The 19,699-nt window shown below is 42.3% G+C and carries 21 protein-coding genes and 1 pseudogene; 20 read left to right on the forward strand and 2 right to left on the reverse strand.

The window, feature by feature from the left end:
- Positions 1-151 precede the first annotated feature (151 nt).
- From G6053_RS09040 to G6053_RS09060, 5 genes are all read left to right on the forward strand, one after another.
- Positions 152-1,138 (forward strand): FAD:protein FMN transferase, encoded by a 987-nt coding sequence (locus tag G6053_RS09040; protein WP_206531908.1) that lies wholly within the window; start codon positions 152-154, stop codon positions 1,136-1,138.
- Positions 1,139-1,360: 222 nt separating this feature from the next.
- A complete protein-coding gene (locus G6053_RS09045; protein WP_206531909.1) occupies positions 1,361-1,918 on the forward strand; it encodes an RNA polymerase sigma factor in 558 nt (185 codons plus the stop codon).
- 10 nt (positions 1,919-1,928) lie between these two features.
- Positions 1,929-2,267, forward strand: coding sequence for a hypothetical protein (locus G6053_RS09050; protein WP_165306239.1), 339 nt, complete (start codon positions 1,929-1,931; stop codon positions 2,265-2,267).
- 254 nt (positions 2,268-2,521) lie between these two features.
- On the forward strand, positions 2,522-2,815 hold the full coding sequence (locus G6053_RS09055; RefSeq protein ID WP_165306240.1) for a hypothetical protein: 294 nt from the start codon (positions 2,522-2,524) through the stop codon (positions 2,813-2,815).
- A 105-nt stretch (positions 2,816-2,920) separates the two neighbouring features.
- Entirely contained in the window at positions 2,921-3,373 is a 453-nt protein-coding gene (locus tag G6053_RS09060) for an Hsp20/alpha crystallin family protein (protein WP_165306241.1), read from the forward strand.
- Positions 3,374-3,438: 65 nt separating this feature from the next.
- On the opposite strand, the gene G6053_RS09065 is transcribed toward G6053_RS09060, so the two are convergent.
- Positions 3,439-4,020, reverse strand: a complete 582-nt coding sequence (locus G6053_RS09065) for a DUF4126 domain-containing protein (protein ID WP_108632395.1) — start codon at positions 4,018-4,020, stop codon at positions 3,439-3,441.
- Positions 4,021-4,286: 266 nt separating this feature from the next.
- On the opposite strand from G6053_RS09065, the gene katG reads away from it, so the two are divergent.
- Both katG and G6053_RS09075 read left to right on the forward strand, forming a co-directional pair.
- The gene (katG, locus tag G6053_RS09070; RefSeq protein ID WP_165309601.1) at positions 4,287-6,566 is read left to right on the forward strand and encodes a catalase/peroxidase HPI; all 2,280 of its coding nucleotides are present in this window, start codon (positions 4,287-4,289) and stop codon (positions 6,564-6,566) included.
- A gap of 265 nt (positions 6,567-6,831) precedes the next feature.
- Complete coding sequence (locus tag G6053_RS09075; RefSeq protein WP_165306242.1) at positions 6,832-7,347, forward strand: hypothetical protein; 516 nt, start codon at positions 6,832-6,834, stop codon at positions 7,345-7,347.
- Between the two features lie 15 nt (positions 7,348-7,362).
- On the opposite strand, the gene G6053_RS09080 is transcribed toward G6053_RS09075, so the two are convergent.
- Positions 7,363-8,103 (reverse strand): DUF2071 domain-containing protein, encoded by a 741-nt coding sequence (locus G6053_RS09080; RefSeq protein ID WP_206531910.1) that lies wholly within the window; start codon positions 8,101-8,103, stop codon positions 7,363-7,365.
- Between the two features lie 204 nt (positions 8,104-8,307).
- On the opposite strand from G6053_RS09080, the gene G6053_RS09085 reads away from it, so the two are divergent.
- From G6053_RS09085 to ureC, 13 genes and pseudogenes are all read left to right on the forward strand, one after another.
- Positions 8,308-8,706, forward strand: a complete 399-nt coding sequence (locus G6053_RS09085; RefSeq protein WP_165306243.1) for a hypothetical protein — start codon at positions 8,308-8,310, stop codon at positions 8,704-8,706.
- A 91-nt stretch (positions 8,707-8,797) separates the two neighbouring features.
- Positions 8,798-9,142, forward strand: a complete 345-nt coding sequence (locus G6053_RS09090; RefSeq protein WP_165306244.1) for a hydrogenase maturation nickel metallochaperone HypA — start codon at positions 8,798-8,800, stop codon at positions 9,140-9,142.
- A gap of 13 nt (positions 9,143-9,155) precedes the next feature.
- Entirely contained in the window at positions 9,156-9,884 is a 729-nt protein-coding gene (gene hypB / locus G6053_RS09095; protein WP_165306245.1) for a hydrogenase nickel incorporation protein HypB, read from the forward strand.
- Positions 9,885-9,960: 76 nt separating this feature from the next.
- A complete protein-coding gene (locus G6053_RS09100) occupies positions 9,961-10,440 on the forward strand; it encodes an urease accessory protein UreE (protein ID WP_165306246.1) in 480 nt (159 codons plus the stop codon).
- Positions 10,430-11,431, forward strand: coding sequence for an ABC transporter substrate-binding protein (locus G6053_RS09105; protein ID WP_108632389.1), 1,002 nt, complete (start codon positions 10,430-10,432; stop codon positions 11,429-11,431). Before G6053_RS09100 ends, G6053_RS09105 begins: the two co-directional genes overlap by 11 nt.
- Positions 11,428-12,444 carry an iron ABC transporter permease gene (locus G6053_RS09110; RefSeq protein ID WP_165306247.1) on the forward strand — a complete coding sequence of 339 codons (1,017 nt, stop codon included), beginning with the start codon at positions 11,428-11,430 and terminating at the stop codon, positions 12,442-12,444. The genes G6053_RS09105 and G6053_RS09110 overlap by 4 nt, the downstream gene beginning before the upstream one ends.
- Positions 12,441-13,268 carry an ABC transporter ATP-binding protein gene (locus G6053_RS09115; RefSeq protein WP_165306248.1) on the forward strand — a complete coding sequence of 276 codons (828 nt, stop codon included), beginning with the start codon at positions 12,441-12,443 and terminating at the stop codon, positions 13,266-13,268. Before G6053_RS09110 ends, G6053_RS09115 begins: the two co-directional genes overlap by 4 nt.
- Before the next feature lie 71 nt (positions 13,269-13,339).
- Positions 13,340-13,921 (forward strand): GNAT family N-acetyltransferase, encoded by a 582-nt coding sequence (locus G6053_RS09120; protein ID WP_241254963.1) that lies wholly within the window; start codon positions 13,340-13,342, stop codon positions 13,919-13,921.
- 180 nt (positions 13,922-14,101) lie between these two features.
- Positions 14,102-16,540 (forward strand): TonB-dependent receptor, encoded by a 2,439-nt coding sequence (locus G6053_RS09125; protein WP_206531911.1) that lies wholly within the window; start codon positions 14,102-14,104, stop codon positions 16,538-16,540.
- Positions 16,541-16,699: 159 nt separating this feature from the next.
- A complete protein-coding gene (locus G6053_RS09130) occupies positions 16,700-17,065 on the forward strand; it encodes a hypothetical protein (protein WP_206531912.1) in 366 nt (121 codons plus the stop codon).
- Between the two features lie 159 nt (positions 17,066-17,224).
- The gene (gene ureA, locus G6053_RS09135) at positions 17,225-17,527 is read left to right on the forward strand and encodes an urease subunit gamma (protein WP_077435612.1); all 303 of its coding nucleotides are present in this window, start codon (positions 17,225-17,227) and stop codon (positions 17,525-17,527) included.
- 18 nt (positions 17,528-17,545) lie between these two features.
- Positions 17,546-17,845: pseudogene (gene ureB, locus G6053_RS09140) on the forward strand (urease subunit beta); the annotation flags it as partial.
- A 71-nt stretch (positions 17,846-17,916) separates the two neighbouring features.
- The gene (gene ureC / locus G6053_RS09145) at positions 17,917-19,638 is read left to right on the forward strand and encodes an urease subunit alpha (RefSeq protein WP_108632385.1); all 1,722 of its coding nucleotides are present in this window, start codon (positions 17,917-17,919) and stop codon (positions 19,636-19,638) included.
- Positions 19,639-19,699: the final 61 nt, after the last annotated feature.

A 19,699-nucleotide genomic window follows, 5' to 3' on the forward strand; every position in this document is an offset into this window, starting at 1 on the left:
TGTGTAATCGCATGAGGATATGCTGCAGAATCGCCTGTAACAGTTGTGTTGTTGGACACTTGGAAGAGCATAGTCGTTATTTGGTTTTGATTTTGAACTTTGCCTGAAAAGGTTCACAATCTTATATTTTTATTTGTTATAACAATTTGTAATGGATTATTATAAGCAGTATCTACTGATTTCAGTATTTTGGTTGATAGCCGCCGTTAACGGTTTTTCACAGGTATTGCTCAAAAAACAGGTGACCCTTATGGGCTCTGTTTTTGAGATCACCCTAGTTGATCAGGATAGCGTAAAGGCCAACCAGCATATTGTCGAAGTCATCGCAGAGATTGAACGTATCGAAAACCTGATTTCGGAGTGGCGTCCATATACGCAGATTTCGGAGGTCAACCGCAATGCCGGGATTAAACCTGTTAAAGTTGATCGGGAAGTATTTGACCTGACTAAAAGGGCAATTCAATACAGCTGGAATTCACAAGGAGCCTTTGATATTAGCATTGTCGCTTTAGATAAAATATGGAAGTTTGATGGCAGCATGGATACAATGCCTTCTGAGGATGCGATCAGAAATTCGGTTGCCAAAGTTGGCTATAAACATATTGTTTTGGATAGTGCTGCTTCGACTATTTTCTTGGCACTTCCGGGCATGAAGATTGGCTTTGGCTCGATCGGGAAGGGCTATGCCGCCGATCGGGGACGGGAGATCATGAAAGCCCGTGGAATCACTGCCGGAATCGTCAATGCTTCCGGGGATCTATCTACCTGGGGTAGCCAACCAAATGGTGAGCCCTGGAAGATTGGGGTGAACAACCCCTTCAAATCGCATCAGATGGTCCAGGTTCTTCGTCTAAATGAAATGGCAGTCGCTACCTCAGGCAGCTATGAAAAATATGCCGAAATCAATGGAAAACGTTATTCCCATATTATTAATCCCATCAGCGGATACCCAGCTACGGGACTGACTTCGGTGACAATCTATGGCCCGTCGGCAGAAATAGCCAATGCGCTGAGCACTTCCATTATGGTACTTGGTGAAAAAGAAGGAAAAAAATTAATCCAAAATTTTCCAAATTATCGTTTTATCTTTATTACAGACAAAGGAAAGGTTGTCCGGGATAAGCGGAAGCATGAGTAAATGAGTTCATGAACACCGCTAAAAAACAAATTGTGAATGAATAATCACAGAGAGAGTGAATAACCGAGCGAAGCTAGTTTATGAATGCCGCTTAAAACATCCACTCGATTAATAAATCTGATAGCTGCATCACAGAAAAAAAAATATACAGATGCAAATAATTTAGAGTAAAAGCGTTGTTGGTTCGTCTATGTGGCTATGGACATTGCATACCAAAATCATATGGCAGAAAAAAACTCCAGATCATTTACAGACATCGTCAAGACTTATGGGAGTCAATTGCTGCGTTTTGTAAAAGGAAAGGTCAAAAAAACGGAAGATGCCGAGGATATCTTGCAGGAGGTCTGGTATCAATTCAGTCGTTTGACCAATATGGACGAACTGGAAAATGCTGGGGCATGGTTGTACGCTGTAACGCGAAACAAGATTACAGATAGTTATCGAAAGAAGAAAGATGAGTCACTTGATGATTTAGTGGGGGATGGAGAGGAAGTAGACACTGCTTTTCCGATACGCCAGTTTTTGTTGGCTGATGATTCGAACAACCCGGAGCTCAAATTATTCAAAGATATTTTCTGGGATGAATTGATGAAAGCGCTGGAAGAATTGCCAGAAAAGCAACGTCGGGTTTTTATGCTCAATGAAATTGAAGATAAAACATTGCAGGAGATTGCCGATATGGAGAATGAAAATCTAAAAACGATAATAAGCAGAAAGGGTTATGCTGTAAAACATCTGCGTTTACGTTTGCGGAACTTATACGAGGAATTAAAATTTTAACAATATAGCTATGAATAGAAGAATGAGAAGACAGGGAAAAGGCAAATTTGCTTTTGTATTTGTTGCCATTATCATTGGAGTTTTCTTGCTGGTAGCCTTATTACAATATTTGTGGAATACATTGATGTGTGATATTTTCAATTTGAAAGCTATTAGTTATTGGCAGGCATTTGGTCTGTTTGTGCTATCACGTATTCTATTTGGACGTGGATTTGGTAAGCCGGGAAGGGGCGGGTTCCGTAAAAATTTCCCCCCTGATATGGGCCGCCATGGAGATCTTTCAGAAGAGGAAAGGGAGCGCTTGCGGGAGGAATGGAAACGTCGTTTCAATGGACGATGTGGATTCTGAAAAAAAAATAGAATTTTTTAAAGTAAAAACCTGGTACAGGCGTCTTCTTCTATAAAGGCGCCTTTTTTTATGCCAAAAGCTGAAGAAGCACTTTAAAGGTAATGGCAGAACGCGATGATCTGTTACTAGGGATATAAGACAATTATACTGGGTTGAAAAATTGACGACAGGAGAAGTATAAAGGATGACGAATAGAATTACCAAGAAGTGGATTGACAGATTTTGGGTTTAAAGAACAATTAAATTAAAAAAAAATGAAAAATAAAATTCGATTTATATTACCCCGCTTGATTGCATTGACGCTAATAGTGGGTTTAGCCAGCTTGATTATGGGAGCGATCTTTAAGCTGTTGTTGGTTGCAACGATTTTATTCGGAATAGGAAGCTTTGCAATGGCCAAAATGCGTAGGAGAGAAATGCGTTCATTTAAAATGGACAAGGCTCCGATCCACCCCGGAATGTACAGTGCGTCGAGGACGAATAGTGCAATCGTTCCTTTATACAAACAACAACGGAATAAGAATGCGACAATCGTCCCGGTGTACTAATCAGGACCTGGTAGAAAACCAAATAACATAAATAGAGACAGTAGTGAAGTCCTTTGGGCTGCTCATTACTCAATACACAATATTCATTACTAAAAAAATAAAGACATGTTTAAAAGAGATCATTATTCCAGCGGATATTCAAATCAAAATAGATTTTGCGGTCAGCATTTCAAAGACCGTTTTGAAAAATTTCAACAGCATTTTTTTGAAGGCGAAGCAGGGCAGCGCGGAGAAGGACAGCAATTTGTTCCTGTGAATATTTCCGAAAATTCCGAGTTCTACGAAGTGCAGGTGTTTGCCGCCGGCCGAAAGAAAGAGCAATTTCAGGTCAGTATAAATGAGGGAATCTTAACGATTTCTTGTACAGAAAATGCCAACGATGCGGCAGCTTATATCTATAAAGAGCATTTGGGCACTGCGTTTGAACGTGAATTTCAATTAAATGAACAGGTGCTTACAGATAATGTACATGCCAGTTTTGAAGATGGTGTACTAACAGTCATTCTCCCTAAGGATCTTGACAAGGTGAAAAGACCACAAGAAGTCATTATTGACTAAATAATCGGCAATAAGTAGCTAAACAGCAACTCCAAAAGAGGTCGATGCGGGCGCATTGACCTCTTTTATGTTTTTTTGAGTTTTTTTTGTAGCTGTTTTTTTCCAAATTTTCCGAAGAAATAAAATAGTGCTAGAACGACCAAAATAGCCATAAAAGGAACGAATATGGCCAGAATGGTCAAGACGGAGGAGCCAATGGTCTCCATGGTCGAAATAATAAAATTGCCAAGACCCGCGGTACCGATGGAAGATGCGGCTCTAGTACCAGCCAGTACTGTACTAATTGTTGCAGCAGTTCCCCCGCCAGCAATAATGGCCGTTGACCAGCGGAAAAACGGAGAAATATCGGTAAACTGGACCGCAAATAGTAATGTTCCCGCAATCGTTGCCAAGGGAATAGAAATTGTGTCCAGGATATTGTCCACACCTGGGATGTAGTAAGCAGCAATTTCAACAATCATTGCTATACTTGTCGTAATCAGGACCAAATTAGAACCCGCCCAAGCCCATTCATTGCCCACCTGAAACAATTCGAGACGACAGCCTAAACTTAATAAAAATAGTGGCATAAAAATTCGGAAGCCGGTTGCCGCGGCCAGACTTATACCGATAAATGCACTGATTAGGTATGTGGATAACTCCCCCATGACAAATGAATATTAGTTCTTTCTATTCATAGAATAAAAAAAGAGTGTTTTTTGTTTTTTAATTGTTGCGAACGATGGAGGTAAATATTACATCAAGGTAGTTGTACTGGGGATTGTTTATAGTGTGTAATCCTATTTATAGATTTTGATTATATTATATCGAATCATTCGATGAGCTCGGGATCGCATATATGTTTAATTTTATGAAAGTAAGAATCAAACAATTTGATCATTTAGGATATTATATAATTAAACTTTCTTTTAATATGGACAACAACGAAAAAGACATTAGCAAATGCCCATTTCACAATGGAACGATGCGCAACGCCGTTGCGGGAGGGGGAACTCAGAATCAAGATTGGTGGCCAAATAGACTTCGTGTTGATCTCTTGAGACAGCATGCGACAAAATCAAATCCTATGGACGAAGGCTTTGATTATGCTGAAGCTTTCAAACAGTTGGATCTGGAGGCCGTTAAAAGAGATTTACATGCATTAATGACAGATTCACAGGATTGGTGGCCAGCAGATTTTGGACATTATGGTCCCTTATTTATTCGGATGGCCTGGCATAGTGCAGGAACCTATCGTGTAAGTGATGGCCGCGGCGGTGCAGGATCCGGACAGCAGCGCTTTGCTCCTTTAAATAGTTGGCCGGACAATGTTAGCTTGGATAAGGCCCGTCGACTGTTGTGGCCGATCAAACAAAAATATGGTAAGCATATTTCGTGGGCAGATTTATTGATCTTAACGGGAAATGTTGCGTTGGAATCAATGGGATTTAAAACCTTTGGCTTTTCAGGAGGTCGTGTGGATGCTTTTGAACCGGAACAGGATGTGTACTGGGGATCTGAAAAGACCTGGTTAGGTGGTGATGTCCGTTATGCGCATGGCTCTGAAGGTGTGGTTGAGTCGCATGGTGTTTTATCAGCGGACGATGATGCAGATGGCAAACAACATTCCCGCAATCTTGAGAAACCTTTGGCAGCGGTACAGATGGGGCTGATTTATGTCAATCCGGAAGGGCCGGATGGAAATCCAGACCCAATTGCAGCTGCAAAGGATATCAGAGATACTTTCGGGCGTATGGCAATGAATGATGAGGAAACTGTTGCCCTAATTGCCGGAGGACATACTTTTGGGAAGACGCATGGTGCCGGACCTGCGGACAATGTCGGCAAGGAACCAGAGGCTGCTGGTATCGAACAACAAGGGCTCGGATGGAAAAGCAGCTATGGTACCGGAGTAGGTACTGATGCGATTACCAGTGGCCTGGAAGTGATCTGGACCCAAAAACCCACAGAATGGACAAACCTCTTTTTTAAAAACCTTTTTGAAAATGAATGGGAGCTTACAAAAAGTCCTGCAGGCGCTCATCAATGGGTAGCCAAGGGAGTGGAAGCTACTGTTCCTGATCCTTTTGATCCGAATAAAAAACGTAGGCCGACGATGTTGACAACGGATTTGTCTTTGCGCTTTGATCCCGTTTACGAAAAGATTTCCCGTAAATTCTATGAAGATCAGGATGCTTTTGCCGATGCTTTCTCGCGTGCATGGTTTAAATTAACGCACCGTGATTTAGGTCCACGAGAACGTTATTTGGGGGCAGAAGTGCCGAGTGAAGAATTGCTATGGCAAGACCCTATTCCTGCCGTAGACCATGTCTTGGTTGACGCAAATGATATTGAGGATTTAAAAGCAGCTATTTTGGCGTCAGGTCTCAGCACAGCGGAGCTCGTGACCACAGCATGGGCTTCGGCATCTACATTCCGCGGTTCGGATATGCGCGGTGGCGCAAATGGAGCTCGAATTCGTTTGGCACCACAACGATACTGGCAGGTTAATAACCCGACGCAATTGCAAAAGGTACTTACAGTGCTGGAGCAGATCCAACAGGATTTTAATGGTAAACAACAAGGAGGGAAAAAAGTATCGTTGGCTGATTTAATTGTTCTTGCCGGTGTGGCAGCGATCGAACAGGCAGCCAGAGCTGGCGGCCATGACCTCAAAGTTCCGTTTAATCCTGGACGCATGGATGCTTCCCAAGAGCAGACTGATGTAGAATCGATGGGTTATCTAGAGCCTATTGCTGACGGATTTAGAAACTATCGAAAGGGTGCTTACACGGTTTCGACAGAGTCATTATTGATTGATAAAGCGCAATTACTGACCTTATCCGTTCCAGAATTAACCGTTTTAATCGGTGGAATGCGTGTATTGCAGGCTAATTTTGACGGTTCTCAAACAGGTGTTATGACCGAGCGCCCCGGACAGTTGACCAATGATTTTTTTGTGAATCTATTGGATATGGGAACAGCCTGGACAGCCGTTTCGCAGGATAGGGAACTCTTTGAAGGAACAGACCGTAAAACGGGCGCAAAGAAATGGATTGCTGGACGCGCGGACCTGGTATTTGGTTCTAACGCTGAATTAAGAGCTGTTGCTGAAGTTTACGGTAGTGCTGATGCGAAAGAAAAATTCGCTAAGGATTTTGTCGCTGCCTGGAATAAAGTGATGGAGTTGGATCGTTTTGATTTACACAGATAACGGGACGGAGCACTGCTTGCTAATGTAATCTCAAAGCACAGTAGCGACGCCTGACAAGCGATTAATAATATGAAGGCCTGTACATGATCAGTCGTATAGGCCTTTTTTGCGTTGTATACAAAATTAAAGGATAATAGTAGGGGTAAAATTCCGCCAAAATTCAGGAGGCACGAAAAACTTTTTGGCGGAATTTTACCCTATTTTTTTATTGAATTTCAATTTGTTTTTTGCTAAAAACTTGATCTATCGTCTTTAATCCCATAGTTTGTTACTCAGATTTCTCTGTCCTAGATTTCGGGTAAAAACAAATTCCCCTCGGGGGACGGAAGATTCCCTTAAGGAAAAAACAAATTCCCCTTGGGGGACGGAAGATTCCCTTAAGGAAAAAACAAATTCCCCTCGGAGCGCGGAAGATTCCCTTAAGGAAAAAACAAATTCCCCCCGGGGGACGGAAGATTCCCTTAAGGAAAAAACAAATTCCCCTCGGAGGGCGGAAGATTCCCCTAAGGAAAAGACAAATTCCCCTCGGAAGGCGGAAGATTCCCTTAAGGAAAAAACAAATTCCCCTCGGGGGACGGAAGATTCCCTTAAGAAAAAAACAAATCACCCCTGGAGGACGGAAGATTCCCTTAAGGAAAAAACAAATTCCCCTCGGGGGACGGAAGATTCCCTTAAGGAAAAAACAAATCACCCCCGGAGGACGGAAGATTCTCCCAAGGGAAAGTATAGTTTTCTCCTGGGGTTTTGCATTTTGGCAGATGAATTTGCCGAGAAAACGTGAATGTAGGTATTATTGTTATGGTTGGTGGGGCTTGATCGTTACAGCGTCCCAGGCCAGTACTTGTACGCCAGGGGAGTAGTGTATAAGTCTAATATTTTCATTATGGAGATGAATACCTCCTGTTTTATAGTCCAACTGACATTCTTGCAATTGCACTGAAAACAACGGCCACTCCGGATGATGGATGTCGAAACAATATATTCCATCGGGTTTGTCCAGGTAAAGGCAATAGCGTTCGGTAAGCCAGGTATCAAGGCTGGATTTTATTTTAATCTTATCGGTCACGGCAAAGATCGTTTTTAACCTAAAGCCCCTTTCTGGGTTAAGATTATGATACCCTTGCGTATCCCGCAACATAGTGGACTTTTCGTAAGGCAGACCCGATAATTTTTTTGCGACCAATGCGGATAAGTATTTGCTTGCTTCAATATGGATAAAATAAACACCCTTTTTACCATCCTGATCGATATAGGTACGTAAATTGATCTCATAAAAGTCCGAAATGGGTGGGAATGCAGGCAAATTTCTGGGACGGATATTTTTCATTTTGAAAGCAACCAAAGATACATAACATAGACTTTCGTGCTGATCGATTTGCAATTCGGCCGGAACTAATGGCCGGAGTAGCTCATAATCGACTTGAAAATGTAAAAAAAGTAAATCAAGCCATTCCTGATAGTAACGCCAAGGGCTAGTTAGTATAGGCCAGGGACGATGGTTATAATCGCTTAAAACTGTTTTAATTTTTTGTGCCAAAATCGTCAATTTATGCCTCTAAGATCATTTTAATCTAGCTTTAACCAAATTTTAATTTAATATATGAAGAATTATGGAATTTTCTTTGGGCTTTTCCTATTTTGTGAAATAAAATTCAAGATTTGTGCTACTTTTTGTTGTTTGATCGGTAGTAACTTTGTGTTGTTTTTAAAGGGAAACTTGTTACTTTGTTAGTTTACAGTTATGTGGAAGCACTTTATTTTTCTAATTACAGTTCTGTTTGTTTCATTTAAAAGTTTAAATGCAAACAGTGTTGTACTGAAAAGTGGTAGTTTTCACCATAACATTTCTTCCCTAAAAACTGAATCGAATAAAGATAACTTTCTACCCTCGACCCCTCAAAAAATAGACAATCCGAATTTACATCCCTTATATCCGTCGCTGCAATCTATCGCAGAACTGGATGTTGAGAATAATCAGGATTGGTTAACGGATCGCTGGGTGGCTATGGTCGATTTACTATGGCATGAATTACTGCCTTCGACGCTGCAAAACGACTACCGTTATCTACATGTTTTGGATATTGAACCGATTCCCATCGCACGGTTCCTGCTTTTTGAGCAAATAAAAATCCCATTTTAACAATTTTGGGCTTTCGGTTTTGACGGAAGCTGAACGAAAAAGTCGTAATTTCTTTTCTAAATTTATTTTATTGATTTCTTAAAATATACCCATGCACGAGCTAAGTATAGTAAAGGATATCTTCGATACCCTGACCTCGCATTACGAGACTAGGGTGGATGATATCCAGAAAATTCAGGTGACAGCAGGACTATTGTCCAATGTGCAGCCTGTGCTGATCCAAAATGCTTTTGACGCTTTTATCACTGAAAACACCCATTACCGGAATATGGAAATGGAGGTTGTGGTAAATGATATCATTGCCTATTGTGAACACTGCCAGAAGAATTTTCCTGTTCATTTTCACCGATTTGTCTGCGATTGTGGGCAGCCTTCGAGTACAATTGTTCAAGGAGATGAACTCTATATTTCCAAAGTAATTTTTAAACACGATTAAAAAATCAATTATCATGTCAGACAATACTCAAAATCCTAAGAGCTTAGGTAACCGCGTCGGTTCGGTTCAATGTGAAAATACAACTTTACATTTATTAAAGGCAAATGATTTTGTCGCCAAAAGTATCCGCGACAGATTGAAAGATGTATGTGTGGTTAATGTATGTTCTTCTCCGGGGTCTGGTAAAACAACGTTGATGCAAGAGACTGGAAAGCGTCTTTCCAAAGATCTAAACATTGCCGTGTTAGTGGGAGACCCTGAAACGGAACGTGATGCCATCCGCATGCGTGATGTTGGCATCAATGCTTTGCAGATTGTTACCGGCGGTATGTGCCATATCGAGGCGCAAATGATTTTGCAGGCCTTGGATCACATCGATATCGAAGGTATCGATTTGTTATTTATCGAAAATGTCGGAAATTTACTTTGTCCTTCCGCTTTTGATTTAGGGGAAGACTATCGGGTCACCTTATTGGCGACAACCGAAGGAGATGATAAGCCCAAAAAATACCCACGTATGTTTCTGACCAGTGAATTGATGCTTGTTTCAAAAGCAGACTTGTTACCGTATGTACCTTTCTCCGTAGAAGCCGTGACAAAAGATGCACGTGAAGTGAATCCAAACCTGGAAGTGATCACGATCAGTACCTTGAATGGAGATGGCCTAGATAACTGGTGTGACTGGTTGAAAGAGAAAGTCCAACTGAAAAAAGAACAACAGAAAGTAGCTGCGGCGAAATAGTAAATGCGCGATAGTGATCAACGATTGGTTAGAACGATGATTAAAGCACAAAGCGTGAATGATATACCCATAAACAATGAATAGATTGGCTGTAACGATAGATACCATTGTGCCCCAGTCCCAAGCCAGTATTGATCAGGTAGATCGGGTGCACATCGAATGGTTTGAAATTAATAAACGCCGTTTGACCAGAAATACCTTGTCTGGCAATACGATCCTGATGGAACTGGAGCGGGGACAGGAGTGGCATCATGGAGATGCGCTGTATCACAATGGGGAACTGCAGGCAATCGTTACGGTCAAACCGACTCTGGCGATCAGGTTTAACCCCTCGGATTTTTTCCAGCTGGCAGATTTCGGTTATTTCGTCGGTAATCGACATCTACCGATATTCCAGGTCGATCAGCTCGAATCTCTCCGTTTGCCCTACGATGGTCGACTCTATGAACAAATTGCGGCGAAATATGGTGCGTCTGTCCAATTGGAAGAAGCGATATTGCTGTCTGAAAATCGGATTCACCAACAGCTAAAGAACAGGAGAAACAATGAAAATTAGTATCTATACATTGCTATTGTCCCTGGTTTTGTTGGTCTGTTTACAAGGCTGCCAAAACCAACAGTCCAAAGCAAATAAAAATGGAGTGAAGGCCCTAGATAGCCGCGGCAAGGAAATTACGTTAGCGCAACCTGCAAAACGTGTTGTTGTCCTGTATCCCTCCCTTGTGGATGAGGTGTATATGCTACAGGCCAGTGACCGGCTGGTCGGTATTCCAGAACAAGTCTATCAAATGGAAGATACCTATGCTTTTTTATCGAAATTAGACCCACGTATCGTTCAGAAAAGTATCGCTACACCAACATTTGGAGGCCAGGCCAACAATGTGGAAAGCATCGTAAGCCTGAATCCCGATCTTGTCCTGACATTTAATACCGATCAGGATAATATTGCGCAACTCGAAAATTTGGGTATTCCCGTCTTCACTTTTTCATCGAAAGATGAAACCAGTATCTTTAACGAATTAATCGGAATGGGAACGCTTTTGGACAAGAAAGCACGGGCTGAGGAAATTGTCAAATTTGTCAGGGATGAGGTTGAAAAAATGGCAACTCCGTTAGATCAGCCGCAAAAGAAAGTGTATTACGCCTGGTCAAAAGGACGGGTACTTTCGACCTCGGGGAAGGGTAGCCTCATCGATATGGCTATTCGTCTATCGGGGGCGGCAAATGCCTGTCCCTTGGAAATGGAAGCACCAAATGTAGGGGCTGAAACGATCTACAAGTGGAATCCCGATCTCATGATTCTATGGAATTCCAAAAGTTCTGATGTTTACAATTTGAAAGAATTAGCCGCACTGCCTGCCGTAAAAAATAAACAGGTATTTGTGATGTCACCGTCTTTTCCTTTTGATCCACATACAGTGAAATTTATGCTCTTTGCCAAACAGGTGCGGCATTGGTGTTTCCCGAGTTATACTAAGGAACAACTCGATCAGGATATGACAATGGCTTTTGACAAATTATACGGTAAAGCGGGGCTTCTGCAATGATACTTCAATTAAAAAAGCTTTTATTGTTGGTTATATTGCCATTAGTGCTGCTCCTGCTTTCATTATTGATCGGCTCAAGTCAGCATATTGGTTTTATTGAACTCTGCCAGCGTATAGGGTTGGAATTAGGGCTTTATAAAGGAAATGATACGACGGTATTGATGGGCAGCATGGATACCATTTTGTGGCAAGTACGTTTGCCACGGATTTTATTGACCTTTATGGTCGGTGCCGCTCTTGCCTCATCTGGAGGGACCTTACAAGCTATTTTTCGAAACCCTATAGTAGACCCATTTACGTTGGGAATATCTTCCGGTGCTGCTTTCGGTGCCGCCTTAGCCATGCTGTTTCCACTTTTGTCCGTCAATGTTTCGGCATTTCTTTTTGGTGTCTGTGCTGTGGCCTTGACTTACTTTGTATCCAATGCCGGTTTAAAAACATCCATCATTGGGATGGTTTTGGCAGGAATGGTTATTTCAGGGGTATTTACAGCGATGCTTACCCTGTTACAATATATCAGTGATCCTTATAAATTGCAGGCTATTGTGCAGTGGACGATGGGAAATCTCCATACCGCCTCCTGGTCAAAAGTGCAGAACGCCTTTTTACCGATAGTGATCGGATTGATCATATTGATCTTATTGCGTTGGAAATTGAATTTGTTGGCATTGGGAGATCAGGAAGCAATTGCTGTGGGGGTGAATCCAAAACTCTTGAAATTGGTAATGATTGGGGTTGCGACCATGATCACCGCATCAGCTGTTGCTGCGGTAGGCGTGATCAGCTTATTTGGACTCATTGTTCCACATATCAGCCGCATGATTTTTGGCCCCAACAATAATATTGTCGTATGGGCGAATATCAGTATCGGTGGGACATTCCTGTTATTGATTGACGATTTTTCCCGTGCAGTCATGCTTTTCGAAATTCCGATAGGGGTATTTACAATGATTATTGGCGCTCCACTCTTTATCTATCTGATGCGCCGGAACGAAATTAACTGGAACTCATGAGCAAATCCATCCATATCAAAAACCTATCCTTTGCCTATGGTAAGGATACTATTTTGCGGGACGTCAATGTGTCCTTCCCAGAAGGAAAGCTTTCGGTTATTCTGGGCCGGAATGGTAGTGGTAAGTCGACCTTGTTCAATGTTATTGCCGGATTGGAGAAACACTATCAGGGATCGGTATTAATCGGTAAAACAGAACGTAGAAACTGGAAGGTTGGTAAATCAAATGCGCTTAAACTGGGTTTCTTAAACCAGTTTCATCAGACAACTTTCCCTTTTAAGGTGGCAGATGTTATTTTAACAGGGCGTGCATCGTTCTCCCGCTTTTCGCCGCGCCGCGAAGATTTTGAGGCTGTAGATGCAATCCTGGAGAAATTTAATCTCGCACATTTAAAGGATAAATCTTATACTTCCCTGTCAGGTGGGGAGCGGCAGCTGGTCTTGCTTTGTCGGGTATTGGTGCAACAGCCTAATCTGTTGCTTTTGGATGAACCGACAAACCATCTTGACCTGAACTATCAGATTGCCGTTTTGCAGACTGCTAAAGAACTGGTCAAGGAGGGAACAACGGTGCTCTGTGTTATGCACGACCCCAATATGGCCTATCTTTTTGGCGACCACTTTTATTTGATGCAGGACAATACACTGGTGGATCTACAAGGGATGGACAGGGAGCAGGTTCGGAAAGTATTGGAACAGACCTATGAGTTGCCATTGATCAGTTTGGAAAACCAAGGGAAATGGATGTTTGCACCCATGCTTTATACACATGACTGGGCTTCTCTAAAATCCCTTGAACTGGATGGAATACATAATAAGCTCTAACCTATTGTAAGCAATCGGCCAAAAAGGTTACAGATCCATTTGACAGTATAGACGCTAAAAATGAAAATAGTATGAATAAAATAGGCATGCAAAGGACAGATTCAATCAGAAATATCGCAATAAGTACAGTCACTGTTCAGGATCTGGAAACGGTGTTACCTTATGTCATTGAATTTCGGAAACAGCTGTTTCCCATGCTTGACCCGCAAAAGATACCCAGGGATTTGCAGGACTTTAAACAGCTGTATCTGGATGGACAAACTGGAACATTTCTACAGGCAAGGGACAAGAGCGGAAAACTGGTTGGTGTGATCGGTATGCTCGCTTATGACTATCGTTTTCCGCATCTAGATTTGGACGCCCGGAAGACTGTCGAGGTCGCGCGGCTTTTTGTCGACCCCGATTACCGTCGTTCCGGACTTGGAACAGCACTTTTTCGCCAATTAACAAAGGTGGCCAAGGAAAAAGCGGTCGAAAGACTTTACTTACACACCCATCCTTTTTTGGCGGGAGCCCATGAATTCTGGTTAAAACAAGGATTCTATCTCAAAGAATTCTGCGATGAATCGGGCTTTCCGACAATTCACATGGAGCTACTGCTGGGGCAGCCTAGTAAACTGATATGTTCAGCGGAACTGGAATTGTCAAAATAAGGCTATTCAGTTTTGTGAAGTGAATTCGCGCTGAATGCAAGAAATAAAATAAATCAGCAATAGAAGATAAAAAATAATTCCAGAGCAACTGTCCCTGTTTAGCATCTTATTTCAATAAGATCATCGTAGGTGAGTTTTAAACAGGGTATGTGCCATCTAGCTAATGAACAATTTATACAGATGAAAAACACAATGAAAGCACTCGCTTTCGCATTATTGGCAGGTGCTGTCACACCAGTGGCTGTTTACGCCCAACAGAGCTTTATGATTTTTGGGAAGATACAGGATGAAAACGGAAATCCAATTCCAGGAGTGACTTTGACACTTGAAAACCAGGGACAAAAGATAAGTACTACCACGAATGGCGAATTTGCTTTTACTACAGCGACAACTTTTCCGGTACAATTGCGCGCCGAAGCGATCGGCTATAAATCACAGCTTTTTCGTATTGATGAGACTACCTGGAATCCGAAAAAAGGAATTCGACTCATGATGGAAGAGGGTAAGAGGACCCTGGATGAAGTATTGGTTACCGGCCGTCGTAATAATTCCTATTTGACCAACAACATGGAGTTGGGTGGTAAGTTCGCTGGAAAGCTGAAAGATCTACCACAATCTGTGGCTGTACTGAGTAAGGAGTTTATTGAAGATAAGCAAGCATTTACAACGGGAGCACTGGTGCAGGACCTTGCGGGTGTCACTGAGGCTTCATCTTATGATGATGTGGTGATCCGTGGTTTTAAAAGCGGTTATGAAACCGGAGTCCGTTTGGTGAACGGTCTACGTTCGGGCTATGGTTACGGCAATAGTTATTATAATTCCCCATTAACCATCAATCTCGAAAACCTTGAGGTGCTGAAAGGCCCTGGAGCTTCTCTATTTGGCGACATTGTGCCCGGTGGTACCATCAATATGACGACGAAAAAGCCTTTGGAAGATTTTAAAGGTCATGTCAGTTTTGCTGCCGGAAGTTTTGAAACGATGCGCACAACAGTAGATCTCGGCGGTCCCTTGGATAGTGCAAAACGAATTCTCTATCGTTTCAATGCAGGCTATGAAGATACCAAAACCTTTCGTGATGTGAACCGTCAAAAACGGATGATGCTGGCGCCTTCATTTACATTTAAGCCCGCTGCGGGGACGACCGTAGACATCGATGTGGTCTATAATCAATTCAACGGTTATCTGGATCGGGGAATGGGAATAAAGGAAAATAACTTTTATGCCCTGCCACGTTCGTTTACTTTAAGTCAGCCTTCTGATTTCTATAACTCGAAGACTTTTTCATTTAGTGGACGATTGGCGCAAAGACTGGCAGAAAATGTGAGCCTGAACCTGAGCTATATGAAATCCATCTATCAGGAAGATGTCAACGAGCACCGTACGCTAAATACTTTTGCGGATGCCCCCCATAATACCATTATGAATATGCGTTTCTTTGACCGCCATGGTCGTGATTATACCGACAACGTCGTTGGATATATTAAATGGGATCTGCTAGGGGATAAAATTGACCACCATATCGTTGCGGGGATCGACTTCGCACAGTATCGTGGTGACAAAGAAAATCAGTTACGGGAAGCCAGACAGCAAACTGTGGATGGCAAAGTGGTGCCATTGACTTTTGACATGAACAACCCGACCTATACCACACATGATCTGACCAACTACGTCTGGCGTACACAGGTCGCTTATCCTTTTTTGAGTCCCTATAAAACGACCGGTAAATACATACAGGATCAGATCAGCATTGCGGATCGTCTGAAATTAATTGTGGGGTTGAGGCATGAACATTATTCTTCGGAAACTATTGATGGACAGAATCGCTTCCATGCTACACAAAATGCCTTGTTGCCCCGTTTTGGTCTGACTTATGGAATCAACAAGCAGATTAATTACTTCGCAAGCTACTCGCGGGGTTTTGTACCGGTAGGCGCTAATTTTATCCAGAACTATAAAGACTATGGTGCGGACAAAGCTTTTGAAGCTGAACGCAGTTTTCAAATTGAAACAGGGCTGAAAACGGGCTTTTTTAAGGGCCAGCTGCAAATGGATCTTTCCTTGTTTCAGATCGAGCGTAGAAATATGCTTATCGCGACAGGGACAATCAATGACTCGGGATTACCAGAGTATAGACAATCTGGCAAAGCATTGTCGCGGGGAGTTGAGTTGGATGTTCGTGGACAGCTGACCAAAGAATTCCAGGTGATGGCAAATTATACGTTTAACCATACCGAAGTGAAGGCCTCTTCTGTTGCTTCTGAAGTCGGGCAGGCGCTACCGGGAGCACCTAAAAATATGGCCAGTGCCTGGTTAAAATATGTCTTCTCCAATACTTCCTTAAAAGGACTTGGCTTTGGTACCGGTGTTTATTATGTTGATAGCAAACGCATGGACAATAGTATTGGGAAGGATAGCGAAGGAAATGCCCTTTGGGGACAATGGCCTTCTTATACGACAGTTAATGCGGCGGCTTATTATCATATCGGTGCCATGAAAATGGCGCTTAACCTAAACAATGTATTTGATAAATACTATTTTTTAGGGGGATTTGACTATACACGTGCCTTCGCCGGGGCGCCAAGAAACATTATGGTTTCAATTGGTTATTCCTTTTAGCTAAAAAAAGCAATCAAAGCAGGTTTTTCGACAAATTTAGACTATTTAATTCAAGATTTGTACTAGTGAAGTGGCCTGCTTTGGTTGTAAATTTGGACAACAAATAATAGGATTGTGAATACAATGATTAGGCATAGTTTAGTTTTTATAGTTTTTCTTTTGAGCGTCCTGCTCCTGAAAGGAATGACTATTTCTGAACAGCTTAAAATTCATAATTCCTCGGGTATCTATCTGGATTTGTCCAGCACCTATAAACAAATTGACAAAGGTGCTGATCAACCTGAACGGGAGAATATAGTTGCCGCTGTATACGATCATGACCTTTATGATGTCAGTGAACAGGTCGACTTAAAAGATGAATGGAGTAAGCTCCTCGGTTGGACCGTATTGTACATTTGTCTTTTTATATTTTGCTATCCTGTATGTCTCAACATGCGGAATAACAGAACACCTTACATGGATCGATTGATCCTACCACCAAAATACATTCTTTTCCAAAGTTTAAAGATCCCATTTCAGGGATAATCCTTTCCTTTTCTTACAACGCTGAGAACTGATACGCTATGCCGTAAACATTTGCTATGGACTTCGTCTATCAGCTTTTTTGAACGATTTTTTTAAATCGTCAGGGCTTGTACTGACTTGTTTTCGACTGAAATAACAACAATTTAAATAATATTTTATATGCATTTATTACCTAGAGAGACAGAGAAGCTATTGCTTCATCTTGCCGGTGAACTAGCGAAAAAACGTAGAGCTAGAGGACTTAAACTTAATTATCCGGAGTCTATTGCATTGATCAGCAGTGAGCTTCTGGAAGCTGCACGTGATGGCCGTACTGTGGCTGATTTAATGCAGTATGGCGCGACATTATTGACACGAGAGGATGTCATGGAAGGTGTACCCGAAATGATTCACGATGTGCAGATTGAGGCGACTTTTCCGGATGGTACCAAGTTGGTTACCGTTCATAATCCGATTCGATAATTGTTAAAAATAGAATTTATGATTCCAGGAGAATTTTTTATAGCGGATGGCCATGTCATCTGTAATGAAGGTAGAGAGGTTACGACGATTACCGTAACAAACACAGGAGATAGACCAATTCAGGTGGGTTCACATTTTCACTTCTTTGAAGTGAACAAGATGATGGAATTTGACCGTGCAAAAGCTTTTGGCAAGCGATTGAATATTATTGCAAGTACAGCGGTGCGTTTTGAGCCGGGAGAATCCAAAGATGTAGAATTGGTTCCTTATGCAGGTGCCAGAAGAATCTACGGACACAACGACTTGGTCAACGGTGATACCGAAACCGAAGTCGCGAAAGAAAATGCAATGAAAAAAGTGAAAGAACAAGGCTTTAAAAACAAAGTATCATGAGTTTAAAAGTTAGCAAAGTAAATTATAGTGCCATCTTTGGTCCGACAAGTGGCGATAAAATCCGTTTAGGCGATACAGACATCATAATCGAAGTCGAAAAGGATTATGCTTATTATGGCGATGAGGCAAAATTTGGCGGTGGTAAGACCGTCCGTGACGGTATGTGTCAATCTTCGGTTCACACACGTGATGAAGGTACCTTGGACATGGTGATCACAGACGCTATCGTGATTGACCACTGGGGAATTGTGAAAGGTGATATCGGTATCAAGGATGGTAAGATTGTCGGCGTCGGCCGTGCCGGAAATCCGGATACCATGGATAACATTACGCCAAATATGATTATCGGTGCATCTACCGAAGTGCATGGTGGATCTGGCTATATCCTAACGCCAGGCGGTATAGATACCCATATTCACTATATCAGTCCTACACAGGTTGAAACAGCCCTATACAGTGGTATTACCACCATGATCGGCGGTGGTACCGGTCCAGCAGATGGTACAAATGCAACCACCGTAACACCAGGAAAGTGGAATATCCGTCGTATGATGCAAGCGGTGGAAGATCTACCGATGAACTTTGGCTTCTTTGGAAAAGGAAATGTGGGAACTGAACAACCCATTGTTGAGCAGATTGAAGCAGGAGCCTTGGGGGTTAAAATTCACGAAGACTGGGGAGCAACACCTGCAACAATTGATAGAGCATTAACGGTAGCTGATAAATACGATGTACAGGTTGCCATTCACACCGATACCTTAAATGAAGCTGGTTTCTTGGAAGATACCATTCAGGCGATCAACGGTCGTGTAATCCATACCTTCCATACCGAAGGCGCTGGTGGTGGTCACGCTCCGGATATCATCAAATCAGCAATGTATCCAAATGTATTGCCAGCTTCCACAAATCCGACACGTCCATTTACAAAAAATACGATTGATGAGCACTTGGATATGTTGATGGTTTGTCACCACCTGAGTAAGGAAATTCCTGAGGATGTGGCTTTTGCCGATTCACGTATCCGTCCGGAGACAATCGCTGCTGAGGATGTATTGCAAGATCGTGGTGTATTCAGCATCATGAGCTCAGATTCACAGGCAATGGGTCGTGTAGGTGAGGTTATCACACGTACATGGCAGACAGCGGACAAAATGAGAAAACAAGTGGGGCCGCTACCTGAAGACGAAGGAAAAAACAATGATAACTTCCGTGCACGTCGTTATGTCGCAAAATATACAATCAACCCAGCGATTGCACATGGTATCTCGAAATACGTGGGTTCTATCGAGCCGGGTAAAATCGCGGATATGGTCATCTGGCGCCCAGCTTTGTTTGGTGCTAAACCAGAAATGATTATCAAAGGTGGTATGATCATCGCATCCAAAATGGGGGATGCCAATGCATCCATTCCTACACCACAACCGATTATCTTACGTACAATGTTCGGCGGATTGGGAAAAGCTGTTCATAACACCTGTTTCAACTTTGTTTCCAAAATTTCATTCGAAAACGGCATTAAAGAGGAATATGGCTTAGCAAAAGGGGTACTTCCTGTAGAAAACTGTCGAAATATCTCCAAAAAAGATATGATCCACAACGACGCTACGCCCGAAATTATCGTTAATCCGGAGAACTATGAAGTAAGTCTGGATGGAGAAATTTTGCGTTCACAGCCGATTGATACCGTTTCTTTAGGACAGTTGTATTTCTTGTTTTAAGCTGAATGGTGACTACGATGGCTTGATCTTGCATCAGGCCATTATAAATGAAAAACACATG

The organism is Sphingobacterium sp. DR205, assembly GCF_011064245.1.
GTDB lineage: Bacteria > Bacteroidota > Bacteroidia > Sphingobacteriales > Sphingobacteriaceae > Sphingobacterium > Sphingobacterium athyrii.

Excerpts from the sequence above, each read along its gene's own strand:
- G6053_RS09040 (WP_206531908.1), top strand. The coding sequence starts at position 152 with ATGGATTATTATAAGCAGTATCTACTGATTTCAGTATTTTGGTTGATA.
- G6053_RS09045 (WP_206531909.1), top strand. The coding sequence starts at position 1,361 with ATGGCAGAAAAAAACTCCAGATCATTTACAGACATCGTCAAGACTTAT.
- G6053_RS09050 (WP_165306239.1), top strand. The coding sequence starts at position 1,929 with ATGAATAGAAGAATGAGAAGACAGGGAAAAGGCAAATTTGCTTTTGTA.
- G6053_RS09055 (WP_165306240.1), top strand. The coding sequence starts at position 2,522 with ATGAAAAATAAAATTCGATTTATATTACCCCGCTTGATTGCATTGACG.
- G6053_RS09060 (WP_165306241.1), top strand. The coding sequence starts at position 2,921 with ATGTTTAAAAGAGATCATTATTCCAGCGGATATTCAAATCAAAATAGA.
- G6053_RS09065 (WP_108632395.1), bottom strand. The coding sequence starts at position 4,020 with ATGGGGGAGTTATCCACATACCTAATCAGTGCATTTATCGGTATAAGT.
- katG (WP_165309601.1), top strand. The coding sequence starts at position 4,287 with ATGGACAACAACGAAAAAGACATTAGCAAATGCCCATTTCACAATGGA.
- G6053_RS09085 (WP_165306243.1), top strand. The coding sequence starts at position 8,308 with ATGTGGAAGCACTTTATTTTTCTAATTACAGTTCTGTTTGTTTCATTT.
- G6053_RS09090 (WP_165306244.1), top strand. The coding sequence starts at position 8,798 with ATGCACGAGCTAAGTATAGTAAAGGATATCTTCGATACCCTGACCTCG.
- hypB (WP_165306245.1), top strand. The coding sequence starts at position 9,156 with ATGTCAGACAATACTCAAAATCCTAAGAGCTTAGGTAACCGCGTCGGT.
- G6053_RS09100 (WP_165306246.1), top strand. The coding sequence starts at position 9,961 with ATGAATAGATTGGCTGTAACGATAGATACCATTGTGCCCCAGTCCCAA.
- G6053_RS09105 (WP_108632389.1), top strand. The coding sequence starts at position 10,430 with ATGAAAATTAGTATCTATACATTGCTATTGTCCCTGGTTTTGTTGGTC.
- G6053_RS09110 (WP_165306247.1), top strand. The coding sequence starts at position 11,428 with ATGATACTTCAATTAAAAAAGCTTTTATTGTTGGTTATATTGCCATTA.
- G6053_RS09115 (WP_165306248.1), top strand. The coding sequence starts at position 12,441 with ATGAGCAAATCCATCCATATCAAAAACCTATCCTTTGCCTATGGTAAG.
- G6053_RS09120 (WP_241254963.1), top strand. The coding sequence starts at position 13,340 with ATGAATAAAATAGGCATGCAAAGGACAGATTCAATCAGAAATATCGCA.
- G6053_RS09125 (WP_206531911.1), top strand. The coding sequence starts at position 14,102 with ATGAAAAACACAATGAAAGCACTCGCTTTCGCATTATTGGCAGGTGCT.
- ureA (WP_077435612.1), top strand. The coding sequence starts at position 17,225 with ATGCATTTATTACCTAGAGAGACAGAGAAGCTATTGCTTCATCTTGCC.
- ureC (WP_108632385.1), top strand. The coding sequence starts at position 17,917 with ATGAGTTTAAAAGTTAGCAAAGTAAATTATAGTGCCATCTTTGGTCCG.